This is a genomic window from Antrihabitans spumae, from assembly GCF_043944905.1.
Lineage (GTDB): Bacteria > Actinomycetota > Actinomycetes > Mycobacteriales > Mycobacteriaceae > Antrihabitans > Antrihabitans spumae.
Genome location: NZ_JBIMSN010000106.1, coordinates 81814 through 98534 on the forward strand (window position 1 = coordinate 81814; position 16721 = coordinate 98534).

Here is a 16721-nt window from a genome sequence, read left to right on the forward strand (position 1 = left end):
ACGAGACCACGATCGTGGCGCGCCGCGGGCAGGGCGCTCACTTGCGAAACATCAGGTCCAGGGCCTCGGATCGTGAGGCCGCGCTCGACTGGAAGAGTCCACGCACCGCCGAGGTCGTTGTACTTGCTCCTGGCTTGCGAATTCCGCGCATCGCCATGCATAGATGCTCGGCCTCGACCACGACGATCGCTCCGCGGGGATCCAACTTCCGCATCAGAGCATCGGCGATCTGACTCGTCAGCCGTTCCTGGACCTGCGGTCGTTTCGCGTACAGGTCGACAACGCGCGCAATCTTCGACAGCCCGGTGACGCGGCCGGTGGTGCCGGGGATGTACCCGACGTGCGCGACCCCATGGAACGCGACGAGGTGATGCTCGCAGGTCGAGTACAGCGGGATGTCGCGGACCAGCACCAACTCCTGGTGACCTTCGTCGAACGTGGTGTTGAGAACTTCTGCAGGTTCGACGAAGAGGCCTGCGAACATTTCGCGGTAGGCACGAGCGACCCGCGCAGGCGTGTCTTTCAGTCCTTCGCGATCCGGATCCTCGCCGACCGCCAGCAACAGCTCACGTACGGCGGCTTCGGCCCGCGGCTGATCGAAAGGATTGCCGGTCTGCAGTGCCTCGGCGAATTCCCCGGCGTTGCCGTTGCCATCGAGCTGCTCGAGCGCCAAGTGACACCACCTCCAGTTTGTGGCTCCCCTTCGGCGTCAGGGCCTGTCGTCAGGCCGAGCATCCGACGGTCGAGCATTCGAATAGAGCCCTGCGGCTAAACCCTAGGCCGGACCCTAATGGCGCCCGTTCGGGCCTTCCCAGGATTCAGATTCGCCGTTCGGGCCGTATCGATCCGATCCGTCGTGTCGGCCACCTGGCTGCGGATTCCAGGCGTGCGTCGGTCCGGAAGGACCGTTGCCCTGCGGCGGTCGAGGTGGCTGACCTGGCTGATAGCCATGCTGCCCCGGCGTCCACCGATCCCCCGGTGTCGGACCGTGAGGTTCGTCGGTCTCCTGCGGCGGCCAACCGGGCGCCGACCAACCAGCTGGTGCGCCGTAGTCGGGACGCGATGGTTGCGGTGCCTGCCGCTGCGGCGGACCGTAGCCGCCACCCGGAACCGGCGCAGGCTGGTGATAGCCGTTCGCCGGAGCGTGCCGCGGCAGCTGTGACGGATCGCTCGGCGTCGGTGGCAACTCGGGCGGCCACGTCTCGCCACGTTCGGTCGCCAGTTCGCGCGGGGTCTTGACCGGCGGCTTGTCCGACGGCGTACGACCGCCGAAATCGTTGAACGCTGTGATCCGAGGACGCTTCTCGACGTCGCCGAAGATTTCTTCCAAGTCCTTGCGGTGCAACGTTTCTCGCTCGAGCAGCTCGGTCGCCAAGATATCCAGCACGTCGCGGTACTCGTTGAGAATCGCCCAGGCCTCTGTGTGTGCGGCCTCGATCAGGTTGCGCACTTCCTCGTCGATCTCGCGGGCGATCTCGTGCGAGTAATCCGGTGCGACACCCATCGACCGACCGAGGAAAGGATCGCCCTGCTCCTGGCCGTAACGGACAGCGCCGAGCTTCGCACTCATGCCGTATTCGGTCACCATTGCGCGAGCAATTTTGGTCGCCTGATCGATATCGGACGACGCACCCGTGGTCGGCTCGTGGAACACCAATTCCTCGGCTGCTCGCCCACCCATCGCCATGACGAGACGCGCGATCATCTCCGAACGCGTCATCAGGCCCTTGTCGTCTTCGGGCACCGTCATGGCGTGGCCGCCGGTACGACCGCGGGCAAGGATCGTCACCTTGTAGACGGGCTCGATGTCAGGCATTGCCCACGCGGCAAGGGTGTGGCCACCCTCGTGATAGGCCGTGATCTTCTTTTCGTGCTCGCTGATGATCCGGCTCTTGCGACGGGGCCCGCCGATGACTCGGTCGACGGCTTCCTCCAACGCGTCGCCCACGATCACGGTGCCGCCTTCGCGCGCGGTCAGCAATGCGGCCTCGTTGATCACGTTCGCCAGATCGGCGCCCGACATGCCGACCGTCCGCTTCGCCAAACCGTCGAGGTCTGCGTCGGTGGCTATCGGCTTGCCCTTCGAGTGCACACGAAGGATCGACCGGCGACCGGCGAGATCGGGATTGCCGACCGGGATCTGGCGATCGAAACGTCCTGGCCGCAGGAGTGCGGGATCGAGGATGTCGGGACGGTTGGTAGCGGCGATCAGGATGACGCCGGTGCGCTCACCGAAGCCGTCCATCTCGACGAGCAGCTGGTTGAGCGTCTGTTCGCGTTCGTCGTGCCCACCGCCGAGGCCTGCGCCGCGCTGACGGCCGACCGCATCGATCTCGTCGACGAAAATGATGCAGGGACTGTTCTGTTTCGCCTGTTCGAAAAGGTCACGCACTCGCGACGCACCGACACCGACGAACATCTCGACGAAATCGGAGCCGGAGATGGTGAAGAACGGAACGCCTGCCTCGCCTGCGACCGCGCGGGCAAGAAGTGTTTTACCTGTTCCGGGCGGGCCGTACAGGAGCACGCCCCGTGGAATCTTCGCGCCGAGTGCTTGGTAGCGCGCCGGATTCTGCAGGAAGTCCTTGATCTCGTAGAGCTCTTCGACAGCTTCGTCGGCACCGGCGACGTCGGAGAACGTCGTCTTCGGCATGTCCTTCGTCAGCTGCTTCGCCTTCGACTTACCGAAGCCCATCACCCCGCCGCGACCGCCACCCTGCATGCGGCCCATGACGAAGATGAACAGCCCGAGCAGGATCACGAGCGGCAGCACGAACAACAGCAGCGAGCTGACCCAACTTTCGCCGTTGACCTCGGTGTTGAACTTGGTGGCCCCGGAATCCTGCACAGCGCGGAAGACGTCGCCCGACGCCGCGTTCGGGTACTTCGCGATGACCTGGGTCTTTCCGTCGGTCGCGTCGTTGCCGTTCTTGAGCTTCAGGCGAATTTGCTGCTCGCGGTCGTCGATCTGCACCTCGTCGACGTTTTTGTCCTTCAGCTGCGACAGCGCGACGGAGGTGTCCACGTTCTGCCAGCCACGTGTGTCGTTACCGAAGTAGCTGAATGCGTAGACGGCAAGGAGGACGGCGGCAAGTATCGCCAGGTTTCGAAACACAGTCTTGCGGTTCATACAGCGTCGGCCGCGATGGCCAGTCCTTTCGCGTGAACTCGGATCATCGAGTGTTTCGGTCTTTCCCGCCGGAGGAAACCAGGTTACCGCGAAGGTTCGGTGTCCAGATAGCAGGCAGTCTCGCCGGATAGGTGCCGCACTCGCTCACGCCTACAACGTCCGCGCGATACGAGAGGTTCCCAGCCGGGTTGCGACAGCCCCGATCGCTAGCAATCGCGGTGCAACCTCCCATGCCCGGATAGCATCTGCAGAATGGTTCCCGGCACCGGGATTCACACCGCTCGATCGACCGAACCGACCGCGGCGTCCGACGCCGCGGAGCCTGTCGGTGGGCAATCGCGGACCGTGCTCGCGGATGTCGTCGAGCGTTTCGCCGCCGCCTGGAACGGTCTGACGGCGTCGGATACGCCCCCCGATCTGATCAGTTACGTCCCGCAGTCACCTGCGATCCGCCGCGTCACGATGATCGAACTCGTCAAGATCGACCTCGAACACCGGTGGCTCGGTGCCGATCGCGGCGGCGAGCGCCACAAACGCCTCGCCGAGTATTGCGATGAACTTCCCGAACTGCGTGCGATGCCGCTGCCTCCCGATTTGATCTACGAGGAGTTCATCGTCCGACGCCGCAGCGGGCAATCCGTCGATGCAGCCGAATACACCGAGCAGTTCCCCGACCAGGCCGACGAACTGTCGTCCATCCTGACAACCGGAGATTTCGACGGCACGCTCATAGCGCACTCGGGGAACCCGATTGCACTGGACGAAGTCGACGTCGGACAGCGCATCAGCGACTTCGACCTCATGACGAGCCTCGGCCGAGGCGCGTTCGCGAAGGTGTTTCTGGCCAGACAGCGGTCGATGCAGCGGCTCGTCGCCGTCAAGATTTCCGAGGACCACGGCACCGAACCGCAGACGCTCGCCCAACTCGATCACGACTACATCGTTCGGGTCTTCGATCAGCGAGTGCTCGAGGGACGAAAGCTGCGGCTGCTGTACATGCAGTACGTTCCCGGCGGAACGTTGCTCGACGTCCTGAAGAAGGTTCGTACGACACCGGTCGAACAGCGGTCGGGGCGCTTGCTTTTGGACGTGATCGACGCGGGCCTCGCCGACAAGGGCGAGATCCGCCCGAGTGAGCCAGGCGTTCGAACGGAGCTGGCCGAACTCTCCTGGCCCGAGACCGTTGCGTGGCTCGGTCGTCGGTTGGCGGACGCGCTCGACTACGCGGGCCGCCACGGCGTGCTGCATCGTGACGTCAAACCGGCGAACGTTCTGCTGACGGCCGAAGGGGTACCGAAGCTTGCCGACTTCAACATCAGTTTCAGCGGCAACGTGTCGGGGTCGAGTCCGGTCGCCTACTTCGGCGGGTCACTGGCGTACATGTCGCCGGAGCAGCTTTCCGTCGTGCAACCCGACTCCGGGGTTACAGCCGCCGATCTGGACACGCGCAGCGATCTGTACTCGTTGGCTGTGGTGCTGTGGGAACTCCTTACGGGCGTCAAGCCGTTCGATGACAGCGACATCGCGCAGGCAGGTGACCGAACCACACTCGAAGCGATGCTGCGGCGCCGCCGCGACGGACGTCATCCCGCTCCCGAAGATCTCCCCGCCGATTGCCCGACGGCCCTGCGTCGAGTGCTGCTGAAAGCGCTGGCACCCGAGCCCGCGGATCGTTGGTCCACCGGAAACGAGATGGCTCAGCAACTCGACGTGTGCCTCGACGCGCATGCCCGGGATCTCGTAGATCCGCCCCCGCGCAGTTGGCGACTGCGGTTGCGTTTGTGGGCGTTACCGGTGATGGCGCTCGCGATCGCCGTTCCCAATGCGCTTGCGATCGCCTACGGCTACAACCACAACGCCACGCTGATCATCAGCAAACTCGATGACGATGCGCAACAACGCTTTACCCAGCTGACCCTGTGGACGTACTCGATCGCGTTTCTGCTCGGCTTCATTGCGACGAACGTCTTCCTGTATCACCTCTGGTTCGTCTCACTCGGTCTACGGAAAGGCCGGTCCTACGACGCCGCGGCCCTGGCCAGAGCGCGTGCGGACACGTTGCGGCTCGGTCATCGAAATGCGTTGGCTTGCTTCTGTTTATGGGTGATCGCCGGCATCGGGGTGCCGGTCACACTCGCGGTCACCGGCACCGAGATCGCCACCGGCACCTACATCCACTTCTTCGCGACGCAGATCGTATGCGGCGCGATCGCCGTGGCCTACCCGTTCTTCCTCGTCAACTTCTACGCCGTGCGGTGTCTGTATCCGATCTTCCTGCCGCACGGTGCCATCAGCGACGACGACGCGACGATGCTGCGCCTACTCGATCGGCGCAGCACCTTCTACCTCGCCATCGCCGCGGCCGTGCCGCTGATAGGCGTTGCGGGAGCGACGTTCATTCCGCCCGACGATCTGGCCGACGTGATCGTTCCTATCCGGGTTCTGTGCGTCGGAAGCGCGATTGCGTTCGTCGGCGTCTACTGGGTGTTCCGGACGCTCGAAAACGATCTGCGCGCGCTCGAAAGGGTCGCGTCCTCGAGCCCTCCCAACGCGCCTGCCAACCCATCGACCGACACGTAGGCTGAAAACATGTGCCGAAACATCACCGCACTACGCGGACTGGAGCCACCTGCGACGCAGGACGAGATCACCGCGGCAGCGCTGCAATACGTTCGCAAGGTTGGTGGTCTGTCCTCCATCTCGGCGAACAACAAGGCTGCCGTCGATGTGGCCGTAGCGGAGATCGCCGCGATCACCGCTCGCCTGCTCGACGACCTGCCTGCTCGTAAGGTTCCACCCAAGAACGATCCGCCGTTGCGACGTATTCACGCTCGCCAGCACACCCACGCGCACCCGCACACGCACACGCACGCCTGAATGCTGATACCTGGGCGCTAGCCGCTCACCCCGTAGGTTGCAGCGCACGCCAGTGCGGTCTCGAGCTGCAGCCTTCGGCCTTTGACGTCGTGACCGAGGAGTTCTTCGACTCGCTGGATGCGGTATCTGACGGTGTTCTTGTGGACGCCGAGCACCTTGGCCGCCGCATCCGGACTGCGCTGGCACTGCAGGTAGACGTGCAGCGTATGCCGCAGGCGCGCCGAGCCGACGTCCAGACCGTCGATGCCTGCGAGCTCGCGAGATATCAACGCGCGCATACCTTCTCGATCCGCAGACAGTAGGTGCACCAGCTCCACGTCTCGGTAGTCGGTCAGCCACTCGGACCCACCCGCGCTCTGCGCGACGGCCCGCGCCGCGACAGCCTCGCGGTGGCTGCGGCGAAAACCGGCAACACCGGTTCCCCAGCCACCGAGTGCGACGCGAATCGAGCTGTCTGCCAACCGATCGGAGCGCAGGTCGACCAGATCCGTCGCCGAATCGAACGCCAGCCAGGCCCACAATCCCCGCGCACCCGATGGCACCGTCAGCTTGTTGGTCGCACCTACCCGCTCTGCGATCGACGCCGCGACGCGATCCAGCGCGGTGATCACGTCGCCGTCCGCCGCAGCGTCGTCGGACCAGACGACAAACGCGACATGGCGTCCGGGGAGTCGATAGCCGAGCCGCCTCGACGCAGTGTCGGTGTCGGTCGCATCGCCCGCAAGGATCGCGCGGACCGTTTCGGCACGGCGGGTGAACACATCGCGCAGGCTCAGTTCCCGCTCTTCGACGAAGGTATCGGTCAGCAACTCCAGCGAGATACCTAGCCACTTGTTCGCCAACTCGAAAAGGCGAAGGAGAATTGCCCGCTCGAATGTGTACGGCAGATCCTGTTCGGTGATCACGTCGGCCATGTACTCGGTGCCCGCCTGCTGACCGGCCCGATAGATATGCATGAGAACACGCAGTTCCAGGCCGCGCCGCGCGACCGTTCGCGCGAGGGTATGCGCCTCGGGCGGCACGACGACGTTGAATTCGTCGTCCGTGAAGGCAACGAGCAGACTGTGCAACTGCGCTCTGGTACTAGCTCTCAGATCGTGCTGCAGTTCGCGGTCGGCGAGCCCGGGAACAAGCGCAACAATTCGCGAGTCGAGTCGGTCGACGAGCGGAATCATCCGCTCGGGATTGAGGTTTTCCGCAACGTAGGCACGCAACCAATCCCTGATCTCGGCCTCCGGCGCGGCGCTCACCACGATGAGCGCCTACCGACCCGACGCGTGAGAGACGAAGTCACGCACTGCATCACGATCGTCGTCGACCCGCCAGGCTATCGACAGTTCACACGGCGCGAGGTCGAGAACCGGTCGAGCGACGATGCCCGGCCAGCGGTAGAGCGGCACAGCACCCTCGGCGATCAAGCAGATGCCGAGTCCATGCTCGATTGCTTCGATCTTCTCTTCGGCTGTGTCGGCTTCGGCGCCGACGACGACGGGGCGACCATCGCGCGCGTAGGTCGCGAGCCAGTAGTCGCGAAGGGCTCCGGCTTCGGGCGGCAGGGCAATGAAGGGCTCGTCGAGTAGGTCGACCATGTTCACCCCGTCGGATTCGGCCAGTCGATGGCTTTCGGGCATGATAATCCACTGCAGCTCACTGCGGAGGGCGCGCGAAAGATACCGTTCGTCGGCCGGCGGGACCCAGGCGAGCGCCAGATCCGCTTTCCGAGTCGCGAGGCCACAGGTCGGGTCACTCCATGGCGAGGGGTGGAATTCGAGGGTCTGCCCGCTTCCACGTTCGAGATCGTTGAGCAGGCCGCGGTTTATCGCCGTTTGCAGACCTACTCGCAGCGTCTCCCCCGCATGGTTGAGCCGCAGGCTGATCCCGTTCCATGCCGCAAGAATGCTGCGCGCACCTTCGAGCAGTTCCTTACCTGCAACCGTGAGCGCGACCGACCGCTGGTCACGGTCGAAGAGCGTCGTTTCCAACTGTGTTTCCAGTTGGCGGATCTGGCGCGACAGCGTCGGTTGCGCGATCCCGAGTCGCACTGCGGCATTGGTGAAATGCAATTCCTCGGCGACGGCGACGAAGTATCGCAGGTCACGCAAGTGCGGCTCCATAGCTAATGGCTATCAGAAATCTGATTGAAGGTCCAACCAGGCGCGGGCGGACGTTGGGGCGCTACTCGACGATGTGAATCAGATCTAGGGATTCAGGAACGCAAAGAATCGCGCCTATTGCGGTTTTACCCCGACTACGGTCTACTAAGTGAATATCACCTAGGTTCGATTCGGAGAGGTCGCGCATGAGCAAACGAGTAGTGGTAGCGGGCGTCGGAATGATTCCTTTCAAGACACCGAGAAACGCCGAGCCGTACGGCGCGATGGGCGAACAGGCAGCGCGGAAGGCACTCGCCGACGCGGGCGTGGACTACACGTCGGTGCAGCAGGCCTACGTCGGCTACGTCTACGGCGATTCCACGTCCGGCCAGGCAGCGCTCTACGGCCTCGGCCAGAGCGGCATCCCGATCATGAACGTCAACAACAACTGCTCGACCGGATCCACCGCGCTGTTCCTCGCGCGACAGGCGATCGAGACCGGCGCAGCGGAATGCGTGATCGCCCTCGGATTCGAACAGATGCAACGCGGCGCACTCGGATCGATGTGGAGCGATCGACCCAACGCATTCGACCGATTCAACGACAGCACCAAGGCGCTGCAGGGCTGGGACAACGACGCCCCGTTCGCCGCGCAGTACTTCGGCGGCGCGGGCACCGCGTACGCCAACAAGTACGGCGTCGACCCGAAGGTGTTCGCGCAGATCGCCGTCAAGGCACGCAAGCACGCCGCCAACAATCCGTACGCCGTCTTCCGCGATCCGATCACCGTCGAGGAGGTCCTGGAATCCCCACGAATCTTCGGTCCCCTCACCCGCCTGCAGTGTTGCCCGCCTACGTGCGGAGCAGCCGCGGCAATTCTGTGCAGCGAACAATTCGCCGCCGCGCACGGACTCGACGATTCCGTCGTGATCAAGGCCCAAGCGATGACCACCGACTTCCCGTCGACGTTCTCCGGCGACATGCTTCGCGTGGTCGGCTACGACATGGCCAAAGCCGCTGCCGATCAGGTCTACGAGGCGGCAGGTGTCGGACCGGAAGACATCCGCGTCGTCGAGCTGCACGACTGCTTCACGACCAACGAACTTCTCACCTACGAGGGTCTCGGCTTCACGCCCGAAGGCACCGCGGAAAAGTTCATCGCCGACGGGAACAACACCTACTGCGGCCAGGTCGTGACGAACCCGTCGGGCGGTCTGCTGTCGAAAGGACACCCCCTCGGCGCGACCGGTCTCGCGCAGTGCGCAGAACTGGTGTGGCAGTTGCGAGGTCAGGCGCAGGGCCGTCAGGTCGAGGGCGTCAACCTCGCGCTCCAGCACAACATCGGACTCGGCGGAGCCGCAGTCGTCACCCTCTACGAGAAAGTGAGCTGATCTCCGTGGCACTCGACACCAACATCATCGGGACGACTTTCCCAGGCACCGAACTGACCCTCGATGCCGGTCGACTTCGCTTCTTCGCCAAGGCAATCGGCGAGACCAACCCGATCTTCACCGATCCCGAAGCCGCCAGAGCCGCTGGACATCGCGACATCCCCGCACCGCCGACCTTCTTCTTCTCGATCGAACTCGAGAACCCGAACCCGTTCGGTTGGGCTGCGGATCTCGAGATCGATCTCCGCTACGTCCTGCACGGCGAGCAGCGTTTCGTCTATCACTCCGCCGCCTACCCCGGCGACACCTTGACTGCGACGTCGACGATCTCCGACGTCTACAGCAAGAAGGGCGGAGCGTTGGACTTCATCGTCAAAGACACCGCGGTGACCCGCGCCGACGGTTCCGCCGTCGCCGATCTGACAACGATCATCGTGGTCCGCAACCCGGCAGGAGCGAACAAATGACAGCTACCGACACAATCGAGGTCGGCACCCAACTGCCACCGCTCGAGATCGCCGCGATTTCCCGAACAACCCTTGCGCTCTTCGCAGGCGCGTCCGGCGACCACAATCCGATGCACGTCGACCTCGACGTGGCCAAGTCGATCGGCCTGGAGGACGTCTTCGCGCACGGCATGCTGTCGATGGCCTACCTCGGTCGACTGCTCACCAATTGGGTTGATCCGCAGGCGATTCGGTCCTACGGCGTCCGCTTCGCCTCGATCACACCTGTGCACGGAAAGCCGACCGCCACGGGCGAGGTCGTCGCGATCGACGATGTCGACGGCGAACGCCGCGCAACGCTCGCCCTCACCGTCACCCTCGCTGACGGCCAAATCACCCTCACCGGCGACGCAGTCGTCGCCGTCTGATCATCCGAACCGAAAAGGACTGCAACACATGGGAACTCTCGAAGGCAAGGTCGCCATCGTCTCCGGCTCGGGCCGCGGCATCGGACGCGAGATCGCGCTCAAGCTCGCCCGTGAAGGCGCAAGCGTCGTCGTCAACGATCTCGACGCCGATCCGGCCGCGGAAACTGTGGCCGACATCGAAGCCGCCGGCGGCAAAGCTGTTGCCTGCGCAGGCAGCGTTACCGAGGACGGCTTCGCGGAGCGTTTCGTCCAGACCGCCGTCGATTCGTTCGGCGGACTCGACATCATCATCAACAATGCCGGCTACACCTGGGATTCGGTCATCCAGAAGATGACGGACGAACAGTGGGACGCGATCCTCGACGTGCACCTCAAAGCACCGTTCAAAATCTTGCGCGCAGCGCAGCCCGTCATCGCTGCCGCGGCCAAGAAGGCCAAGGAAGCGGGCGAGCCGATTCCCTGCCGCAAGGTCGTCAACATCTCCTCGATGGCAGGCACCGGCGGCAACGCGGGCCAGGCGAACTACTCGGCTGCCAAGGCAGGCATCAACGGTCTGACCAAGACGCTGGCCAAGGAGTGGGGCCGCTACAACGTCACCGTCAACACCGTTGCCTTCGGTTTCATCAAGACCAGACTCACGGAGGCATCGGCCGACGGCAGCAGCACCATCGACATCGAGGGCAAGAAGCTCAAAGTCGGCGTCAACCCGCATCTGCTCGCTGCGATGGAGCAGATGATTCCCCTCGGCCGCGCAGGCACACCGACCGAAGCAGCCGGCTCGGTCTACCTGCTGTGCACACCCGAATCCGACTACGTCAGCGCGCAGACCCTCGTCTGCGGTGGCGGTTTCAGCATCTGAGAACGGAATTCACGTGACCACCGCTGTGTACCGCTCGCCATGGATCGACGACGAGATCGTCGCTCTGAAAGACATGGCCACGAAGTTCTTCGAAGCAGAACTCATTCCGCACCAGGAACGGTTTGCCGACCAGAAGCACGTCGATCGCGAATTCTGGAACCAGGCGGGCGCCCTCGGCCTGCTGTGCGCATCGATACCCGAGGAGTACGGCGGCGGGGGCGGGACACTCGCCCACGATTTCGCCCTGTTCGACGCTCAGTACGGACTCGGCGATACCGCATTCGGCAACATGGTGCACAGCGGTCTGGTCGCTCATTACATCCTTGCGTACGGCAGCGAGGAGCAGAAGCAACGTTGGCTTCCTGGTATGGCCAGTGGTGCCATCGTCGGCGCCATCGCCATGACCGAGCCTGGCGCGGGATCGGACCTGAAGGCGTTGCGCAGCACAGCTGTTCGCGACGGTGATCACTACATCGTCAACGGATCCAAGACGTTCATCTCGAACGGAAAACACGCCGATCTCGTGATCGTCGTCGTCAAGACCGATCCGAGTGCGGGCGCAAAGGGTACGTCGCTGATCGTCGTCGAAACAGCAGACCCACCGGGTTACGAGGTCGGCCGTCTGCTGAACAAGGTCGGCATGAAAGGTCAGGACACCGCGGAACTGTCGTTCACCGATGTCCGTGTTCGGGCAGCCAATCTCCTTGGTGAGGAGGGAGCCGGCTTCGGCTACCTCATGAAGCAACTCGCTCACGAGCGGCTGGTCGTCGCAGTGTGCGCGGCCGCTGCGACCGAGGCTGCAGTCGCGTTGACGGTGCGCTACACCAAGGAACGCAAAGCATTCGGGGCCACACTGTTCGAGATGCAGAACACACGTTTCGAACTCGCGGAGTGCGCCACCCTCGCGCACGTGTCACGCGTGTTCGTCGACAGCTGCATCGAGCGCCATCTTCGCGGCGAACTCGACGGCGCGACAGCGTCGATGGCGAAGGCGTACACAACGGAAATCCAGGGTCAGGTCGTCGACCGTTGTGTGCAACTCTTCGGCGGCTACGGATACATGCTCGAGTATCCGATCGCGCGTATGTACGCCGATGCCAGGGTCCAGCGGATCTACGCGGGCGCGAACGAAGTCATGAAGGAACTGATCGCGCGCTCGCTGTAGCGCATCCACGCCAAGAATCCGAATCTGAAGGAACAGCAATGTATTTGACACAATCACTGCACCGCAACGTACAGCAGCGGCCTGATCGCCCGGCGACGATCTTCGGCGGCCGCACGCGCACCTTCGCCGAATCCGCCGACCGGATCGCACGTTTGGCAGGCGCTCTTTCGTCGCTCGGCGTCGCACGTGGCGACCGAGTCGGCATCCTGGCACTGAACTCCGATCGCTATCACGAGTACTTGTTCGCGGTGCCGTGGATCGGCGCTGCAGTGAATCCGGTGAACATCCGCTGGAGCCCCGCGGAAATTTCCTACTCCCTCGTCGAGTCCGACACCCGAATCCTGTTCGTCGACGACACCTTCGCTCCGATGATCCCCGCTCTGCGGCAACAGTTTCCCGGATTGGCGACGATCATCTTTTGTGGTGAAGGCGCTGTGCCGGACGGGGCGCTCGCCTACGAAGACCTCGTTTCGAGCAACGATCCGATCGAGGACACCCGTACCGGCGGTGACGAACTGGTCGGCGTCTTCTACACCGGCGGCACCACCGGTCATCCCAAGGGCGTCATGTTGAGCCACACGAACCTGCTGACGTCGGCAATCGGCAGTCTCGCTTCGGGGCAGTTCATTTCGCCGTTGGGGCGACTGCTGCACGCGGCGCCGATGTTCCACCTCGCAGACATCGCCTCGTGGACGGCAGGCAACCTCGTCGGTTCGACGCACGTCATCGTGCCGATGTTCACACCAGCCGGTGTCATGAAAGCAATCGCGGAGCACGCGGCGACCGATGCGCTGCTGGTGCCGACGATGATCCAGATGCTTGTCGACGATCCAGCGATTGGCGATTTCGACCTGTCCTCGCTCGATCACCTTGTGTACGGGGCGTCCCCGATCTCGGTGGCATTGCTGGAACGGGCCCGCAAGGTGTTCCCGTCGGCCGGGTTCACGCAGGCCTACGGCATGACCGAATTGTCGCCCGTCGCAACACTTCTCCACCCAGCAGATCACGACAACCCCGAGCTGCGTCGCGCTGCCGGACGCGCTGCTCCGCACGTCGAAGTCAGGATCGTGGATCCGGACGACAACGAGGTCGACAGGGGTGTGGTCGGCGAGGTCGTCGTTCGTGGCGACAGCGTCATGCTCGGCTACTGGAACCGACCCGACGATACAGCCGCAGCAATCCGCGATGGCTGGATGCACACCGGCGATGGCGGCCGCATGGACGAGAACGGCTACGTCTTCATCGTCGATCGCATCAAGGACATGATTATCACCGGCGGCGAGAACGTCTATTCGGCCGAGGTGGAGAACGCACTCGCCGGCCATCCGGCGGTTGCCGCATGTGCGGTGATCGGCGTACCGGACGAAGAGTGGGGCGAACGGGTACACGCCGTCGTAGTGCTGCTGCCCGAAACTTCGGCGACCGAGGACGAGATCCGGGCGCATTGCAAATCCTTGATCGCAGGCTACAAGTCACCACGCAGCGTCGAATTCGTCGACGCACTGCCGATGTCGGGTGCCGGAAAGATTCTCAAACGCGAACTGCGCAAACAGTATTGGGATACAGCCGCACATCAGGTCTCCTGACCTCGCCGGCGTCGGCCGACCATGACGACCGATCCCGAAGCGGTCGGTCCGCTTCGGGGCACACGGCCCGCCAACCGCCGCCAGCTGATCGTCGACGCTGCCGCGGACTTGTTCTACCGCAACGGCTTTGCCGATGTGGGAATGAGCGATGTCGCGGCAGCGGTCGCGATCGGTCCGTCGGCACTGTACCGGCACTTCCGTGGCAAGCAGGACCTACTTGCGACGGTCGTCTCGACCGCGCTCGCCAAGGTCGCTGCGTCGCTGACCGCGGCAGAATCCGACACCTCGGTCGACATCGCAAGTGTATTGGCAGCGGCCGCTGTGGAATACCGAGGCATTGGCGTGCTCTGGCGCCGCGAAGCGCGCCACCTGCTACCGGCCGAGCGCAAGGCGATGCGCGCGGAAACGCGTCGAATCGAAGGTCGGGTCGCTGCCGCGATCGTCCGCACGCGGGGAGACCTCGGCGCTGCCCAGGCAGACTTCCTCGCCAAGAGCGCTCTTGCCGTCGCGAACAGCATTTCCTTCCACGGTGTTTCGCTACCGGAGCCCGAATTCGTCACGGTACTGAGCGAACTCGTCGCGTCCGTGCTGGCCGCTCGCGTTCCGCGGGTGGGCGAGCGATCGGCCGGTGCGATCGCGCCGCCTGGAGCGCTGACCGCACGATCACGGAGCGAAGCCATTCTCGCCGAAGCCACTCGCCTGTTCGCGACGAACGGCTACTCGAGCGTGAGTGTCGACGACATCGGAGCTTGCGTCGGTATGGCCGGACCGAGTGTCTACAGCCACTTCCCGAACAAATCGGACATCCTCGCGGCGGCCATCTTTCGAGGTGACGAATATCTGCAGCTCGAGATGAACAGGGCCTTCGCTGCGGCGCGCGATCCGCAAGACGGCCTGCACCGACTACTCGTCGGCTACTGCACCACCTTCTCCGACAACCCACACATCACCACGCTGATCGTTTCCGAGTCGATGCACTTACCCGAAGCCGAACGCACTCGTGCGCGCAACGCTCAGCGCTCCTACATTGCCGAGTGGGTACACCTGCTCCGACTGATCCATCCCGAGCTCGACTACGCACGGGCACGGCTACGTGTTCAGGCCGTGCAGATCATGATCAACGAGATCGTGTCGTTGCCGTCGACAAGTCCAGCCGTGCCGTCGGCGCTGATCTCGATCGGTGCCGACGTCCTAGGGATAAGGCGGCTGCGCCGATCGTGAGTCTTTTCGGAGGGCGGAACCACCAAAAGGACTCACGAGCGGCGTAGCCGCCTCTAGCAGTCAGGCGCAAGACGCGCCCACGGCCGACGTTGTTCCAGCTGCGCGGCGAGAGCGAGAATGACGGCCTCGCGACCGGGTGCCGCCGCAATCTGGACGGCGAGCGGTGTCCCGGTGACCGGGTGTATTCCGATCGGGACACTTGCCGCGGGATAGCCCGACACGTTCCACAGTGCCGCGTAGGGCGCATATCGAATGCTCGCGACCATGTTCGACAGCCACGATTTTTCGCTGAATGCTTCGGCCTTCGGCGGCGATTGCGCCAGCATCGGCGTGAGAACGACATCGAATTCGGCGAAGAATTCGCGCAGGTTGGTGTCGAGACGATCGGACTGTGCGGACTTGACCAGTCCGAGACGCGTTGCGGCTTTGCCGAGCCGCACATGCCCGCGCGACCGCTTCTGCAACCGCGTGCGATCGAGGTCTCGCGCATCGAGCGCGGTCGACGCGGTCCAGCGCGCGATCTCACCGACCGGGTTCTTCGGATACGGCAGTACCGTCGTCTGCACCAGGTGCCCTGCCGAGGCGAACACGCCTCCCGCCGTCCGCGCGGCTGCTGTCCAGTGCCGGTCGACGCGGACGATCGGCGACGGCGATCCGACCGCGAGACCGATCTTCAGCTTTCCTGGATGTCCGATCGTCGCAAGTTCCGGCTGATCGGCCATCACCGACAGGACGAGCGCTGCGTCGGCGACTGTGGTTGCAAGCGGACCGTTTTCGGCCATTCCGTACCAGTCGTTGCCACCGATGCCTGCGGGCACCAGACCGAACCCGGGTTTGATGCCGACCAGTCCGCAGCACGCTGCTGGACTTCTGATCGAGCCGAGTCCGTCGTTGCCCTGCGCGACGGGCACCATGCCTGCGGCGACAGCGGCCGCACTGCCACCGGACGACCCGCCCGCGGTGCGCTCGAGGTTCCACGGATTCCTGGTGATCACACCGGGACGGTCCGTCACGCCCCAGGCACCGAGCTCCGGCATCGCGGTCAGGCCGACGACGACGGCCCCTGCCGCTCGCAATCGTGCGACGACTTCGTGATCGGCACCCGAGGGCACGTTGCTTCCTGCGCTCGATCCGGCCAGCATCGGCTCACCCGCAACCGGCAGATTGTCTTTGACGGCAATCGGAACCCCGTACAGCGGAAGGGATTCAGAACCACTGCGGTCCGCGAGCGCCGCAGCTTCCGCAAGCGCTCTGTCGGTGCGAACAGCGACGAATGCACCGATCTCGCTGTCGCGTTCTGCGATGTTCTCCAGCGCTCGCCGGACGACGTCGACGGGATCGGCACGGCCGGATCGGCAGTCCTCCGCAATTGTCACGGCGGCGTATCGGTCCTGGTTTCGGTCCTCGATCGACATTGCGGTCACCTTCCGAGCGCTCCACGAAGGCAGGAGTGTCGTGCCGCAAGTTATCATTCTTCATGCCTCCCGGACGACGCCGGAATGCGAGAACCCACGGTCATGACACG

General features: G+C 64.0%; 14 protein-coding genes. 9 read left to right on the forward strand and 5 right to left on the reverse strand.

The window, feature by feature from the left end; all coding sequences use genetic code 11:
- Positions 1-37 precede the first annotated feature (37 nt).
- Both folE and ftsH read right to left on the reverse strand, forming a co-directional pair.
- On the reverse strand, positions 38-673 hold the full coding sequence (gene folE, locus ACHIRB_RS22485) for a GTP cyclohydrolase I FolE (RefSeq protein ID WP_395123481.1): 636 nt from the start codon (positions 671-673) through the stop codon (positions 38-40).
- Positions 674-787: 114 nt separating this feature from the next.
- Positions 788-3130, reverse strand: coding sequence for an ATP-dependent zinc metalloprotease FtsH (ftsH, locus tag ACHIRB_RS22490; RefSeq protein WP_395115131.1), 2343 nt, complete (start codon positions 3128-3130; stop codon positions 788-790).
- Positions 3131-3382: 252 nt separating this feature from the next.
- On the opposite strand from ftsH, the gene ACHIRB_RS22495 reads away from it, so the two are divergent.
- Both ACHIRB_RS22495 and ACHIRB_RS22500 read left to right on the forward strand, forming a co-directional pair.
- On the forward strand, positions 3383-5710 hold the full coding sequence (locus tag ACHIRB_RS22495; RefSeq protein ID WP_395123480.1) for a serine/threonine-protein kinase: 2328 nt from the start codon (positions 3383-3385) through the stop codon (positions 5708-5710).
- A gap of 9 nt (positions 5711-5719) precedes the next feature.
- A complete protein-coding gene (locus ACHIRB_RS22500) occupies positions 5720-6007 on the forward strand; it encodes a DUF2277 domain-containing protein (RefSeq protein ID WP_395115133.1) in 288 nt (95 codons plus the stop codon).
- A 17-nt stretch (positions 6008-6024) separates the two neighbouring features.
- Here the strand turns inward: ACHIRB_RS22500 and ACHIRB_RS22505 are convergent, their stop codons facing one another.
- Together ACHIRB_RS22505 and ACHIRB_RS22510 are read right to left on the reverse strand one after the other, a co-directional pair.
- On the reverse strand, positions 6025-7260 hold the full coding sequence (locus tag ACHIRB_RS22505) for a PucR family transcriptional regulator (protein WP_395127777.1): 1236 nt from the start codon (positions 7258-7260) through the stop codon (positions 6025-6027).
- Between the two features lie 9 nt (positions 7261-7269).
- Positions 7270-8109 (reverse strand): LysR family transcriptional regulator, encoded by an 840-nt coding sequence (locus ACHIRB_RS22510; RefSeq protein ID WP_395123478.1) that lies wholly within the window; start codon positions 8107-8109, stop codon positions 7270-7272.
- Positions 8110-8306: 197 nt separating this feature from the next.
- Here ACHIRB_RS22510 and ACHIRB_RS22515 point away from each other — a divergent pair, with 197 nt between their 5' ends.
- The 7 genes from ACHIRB_RS22515 to ACHIRB_RS22545 are packed head-to-tail and all read left to right on the forward strand — an operon-like array spanning position 8307 to position 15196.
- A complete protein-coding gene (locus ACHIRB_RS22515) occupies positions 8307-9491 on the forward strand; it encodes a lipid-transfer protein (RefSeq protein WP_395123477.1) in 1185 nt (394 codons plus the stop codon).
- 5 nt (positions 9492-9496) lie between these two features.
- Entirely contained in the window at positions 9497-9958 is a 462-nt protein-coding gene (locus ACHIRB_RS22520; RefSeq protein ID WP_395123476.1) for a MaoC family dehydratase N-terminal domain-containing protein, read from the forward strand.
- Positions 9955-10365, forward strand: a complete 411-nt coding sequence (locus ACHIRB_RS22525; RefSeq protein ID WP_395123475.1) for a MaoC/PaaZ C-terminal domain-containing protein — start codon at positions 9955-9957, stop codon at positions 10363-10365. Before ACHIRB_RS22520 ends, ACHIRB_RS22525 begins: the two co-directional genes overlap by 4 nt.
- Before the next feature lie 28 nt (positions 10366-10393).
- Positions 10394-11224: an SDR family NAD(P)-dependent oxidoreductase gene (locus ACHIRB_RS22530; protein ID WP_395123474.1), complete on the forward strand. Its 831-nt coding sequence runs from the start codon at positions 10394-10396 to the stop codon at positions 11222-11224.
- Between the two features lie 13 nt (positions 11225-11237).
- Positions 11238-12389 (forward strand): acyl-CoA dehydrogenase family protein, encoded by a 1152-nt coding sequence (locus ACHIRB_RS22535; RefSeq protein ID WP_395123473.1) that lies wholly within the window; start codon positions 11238-11240, stop codon positions 12387-12389.
- Positions 12390-12427: 38 nt separating this feature from the next.
- Positions 12428-13975, forward strand: a complete 1548-nt coding sequence (locus ACHIRB_RS22540; RefSeq protein ID WP_395123472.1) for a long-chain-fatty-acid--CoA ligase — start codon at positions 12428-12430, stop codon at positions 13973-13975.
- 21 nt (positions 13976-13996) lie between these two features.
- A complete protein-coding gene (locus ACHIRB_RS22545) occupies positions 13997-15196 on the forward strand; it encodes a TetR/AcrR family transcriptional regulator (RefSeq protein ID WP_395123471.1) in 1200 nt (399 codons plus the stop codon).
- Positions 15197-15249: 53 nt separating this feature from the next.
- Here the strand turns inward: ACHIRB_RS22545 and ACHIRB_RS22550 are convergent, their stop codons facing one another.
- Positions 15250-16611: an amidase gene (locus tag ACHIRB_RS22550; protein ID WP_395123470.1), complete on the reverse strand. Its 1362-nt coding sequence runs from the start codon at positions 16609-16611 to the stop codon at positions 15250-15252.
- Between the last annotated feature and the right edge of the window lie 110 nt (positions 16612-16721).

What these genes read in the sequence shown, in the direction of transcription:
- ACHIRB_RS22545 (WP_395123471.1), top strand. Translation starts at nt 13,997, where the DNA reads ATGACGACCGATCCCGAAGCGGTCGGTCCGCTTCGGGGCACACGGCCC.
- ACHIRB_RS22495 (WP_395123480.1), top strand. Translation starts at nt 3,383, where the DNA reads ATGGTTCCCGGCACCGGGATTCACACCGCTCGATCGACCGAACCGACC.
- ACHIRB_RS22525 (WP_395123475.1), top strand. Translation starts at nt 9,955, where the DNA reads ATGACAGCTACCGACACAATCGAGGTCGGCACCCAACTGCCACCGCTC.
- ACHIRB_RS22550 (WP_395123470.1), bottom strand. Translation starts at nt 16,611, where the DNA reads ATGTCGATCGAGGACCGAAACCAGGACCGATACGCCGCCGTGACAATT.
- ftsH (WP_395115131.1), bottom strand. Translation starts at nt 3,130, where the DNA reads ATGAACCGCAAGACTGTGTTTCGAAACCTGGCGATACTTGCCGCCGTC.
- ACHIRB_RS22515 (WP_395123477.1), top strand. Translation starts at nt 8,307, where the DNA reads ATGAGCAAACGAGTAGTGGTAGCGGGCGTCGGAATGATTCCTTTCAAG.
- ACHIRB_RS22500 (WP_395115133.1), top strand. Translation starts at nt 5,720, where the DNA reads ATGTGCCGAAACATCACCGCACTACGCGGACTGGAGCCACCTGCGACG.
- ACHIRB_RS22530 (WP_395123474.1), top strand. Translation starts at nt 10,394, where the DNA reads ATGGGAACTCTCGAAGGCAAGGTCGCCATCGTCTCCGGCTCGGGCCGC.
- ACHIRB_RS22540 (WP_395123472.1), top strand. Translation starts at nt 12,428, where the DNA reads ATGTATTTGACACAATCACTGCACCGCAACGTACAGCAGCGGCCTGAT.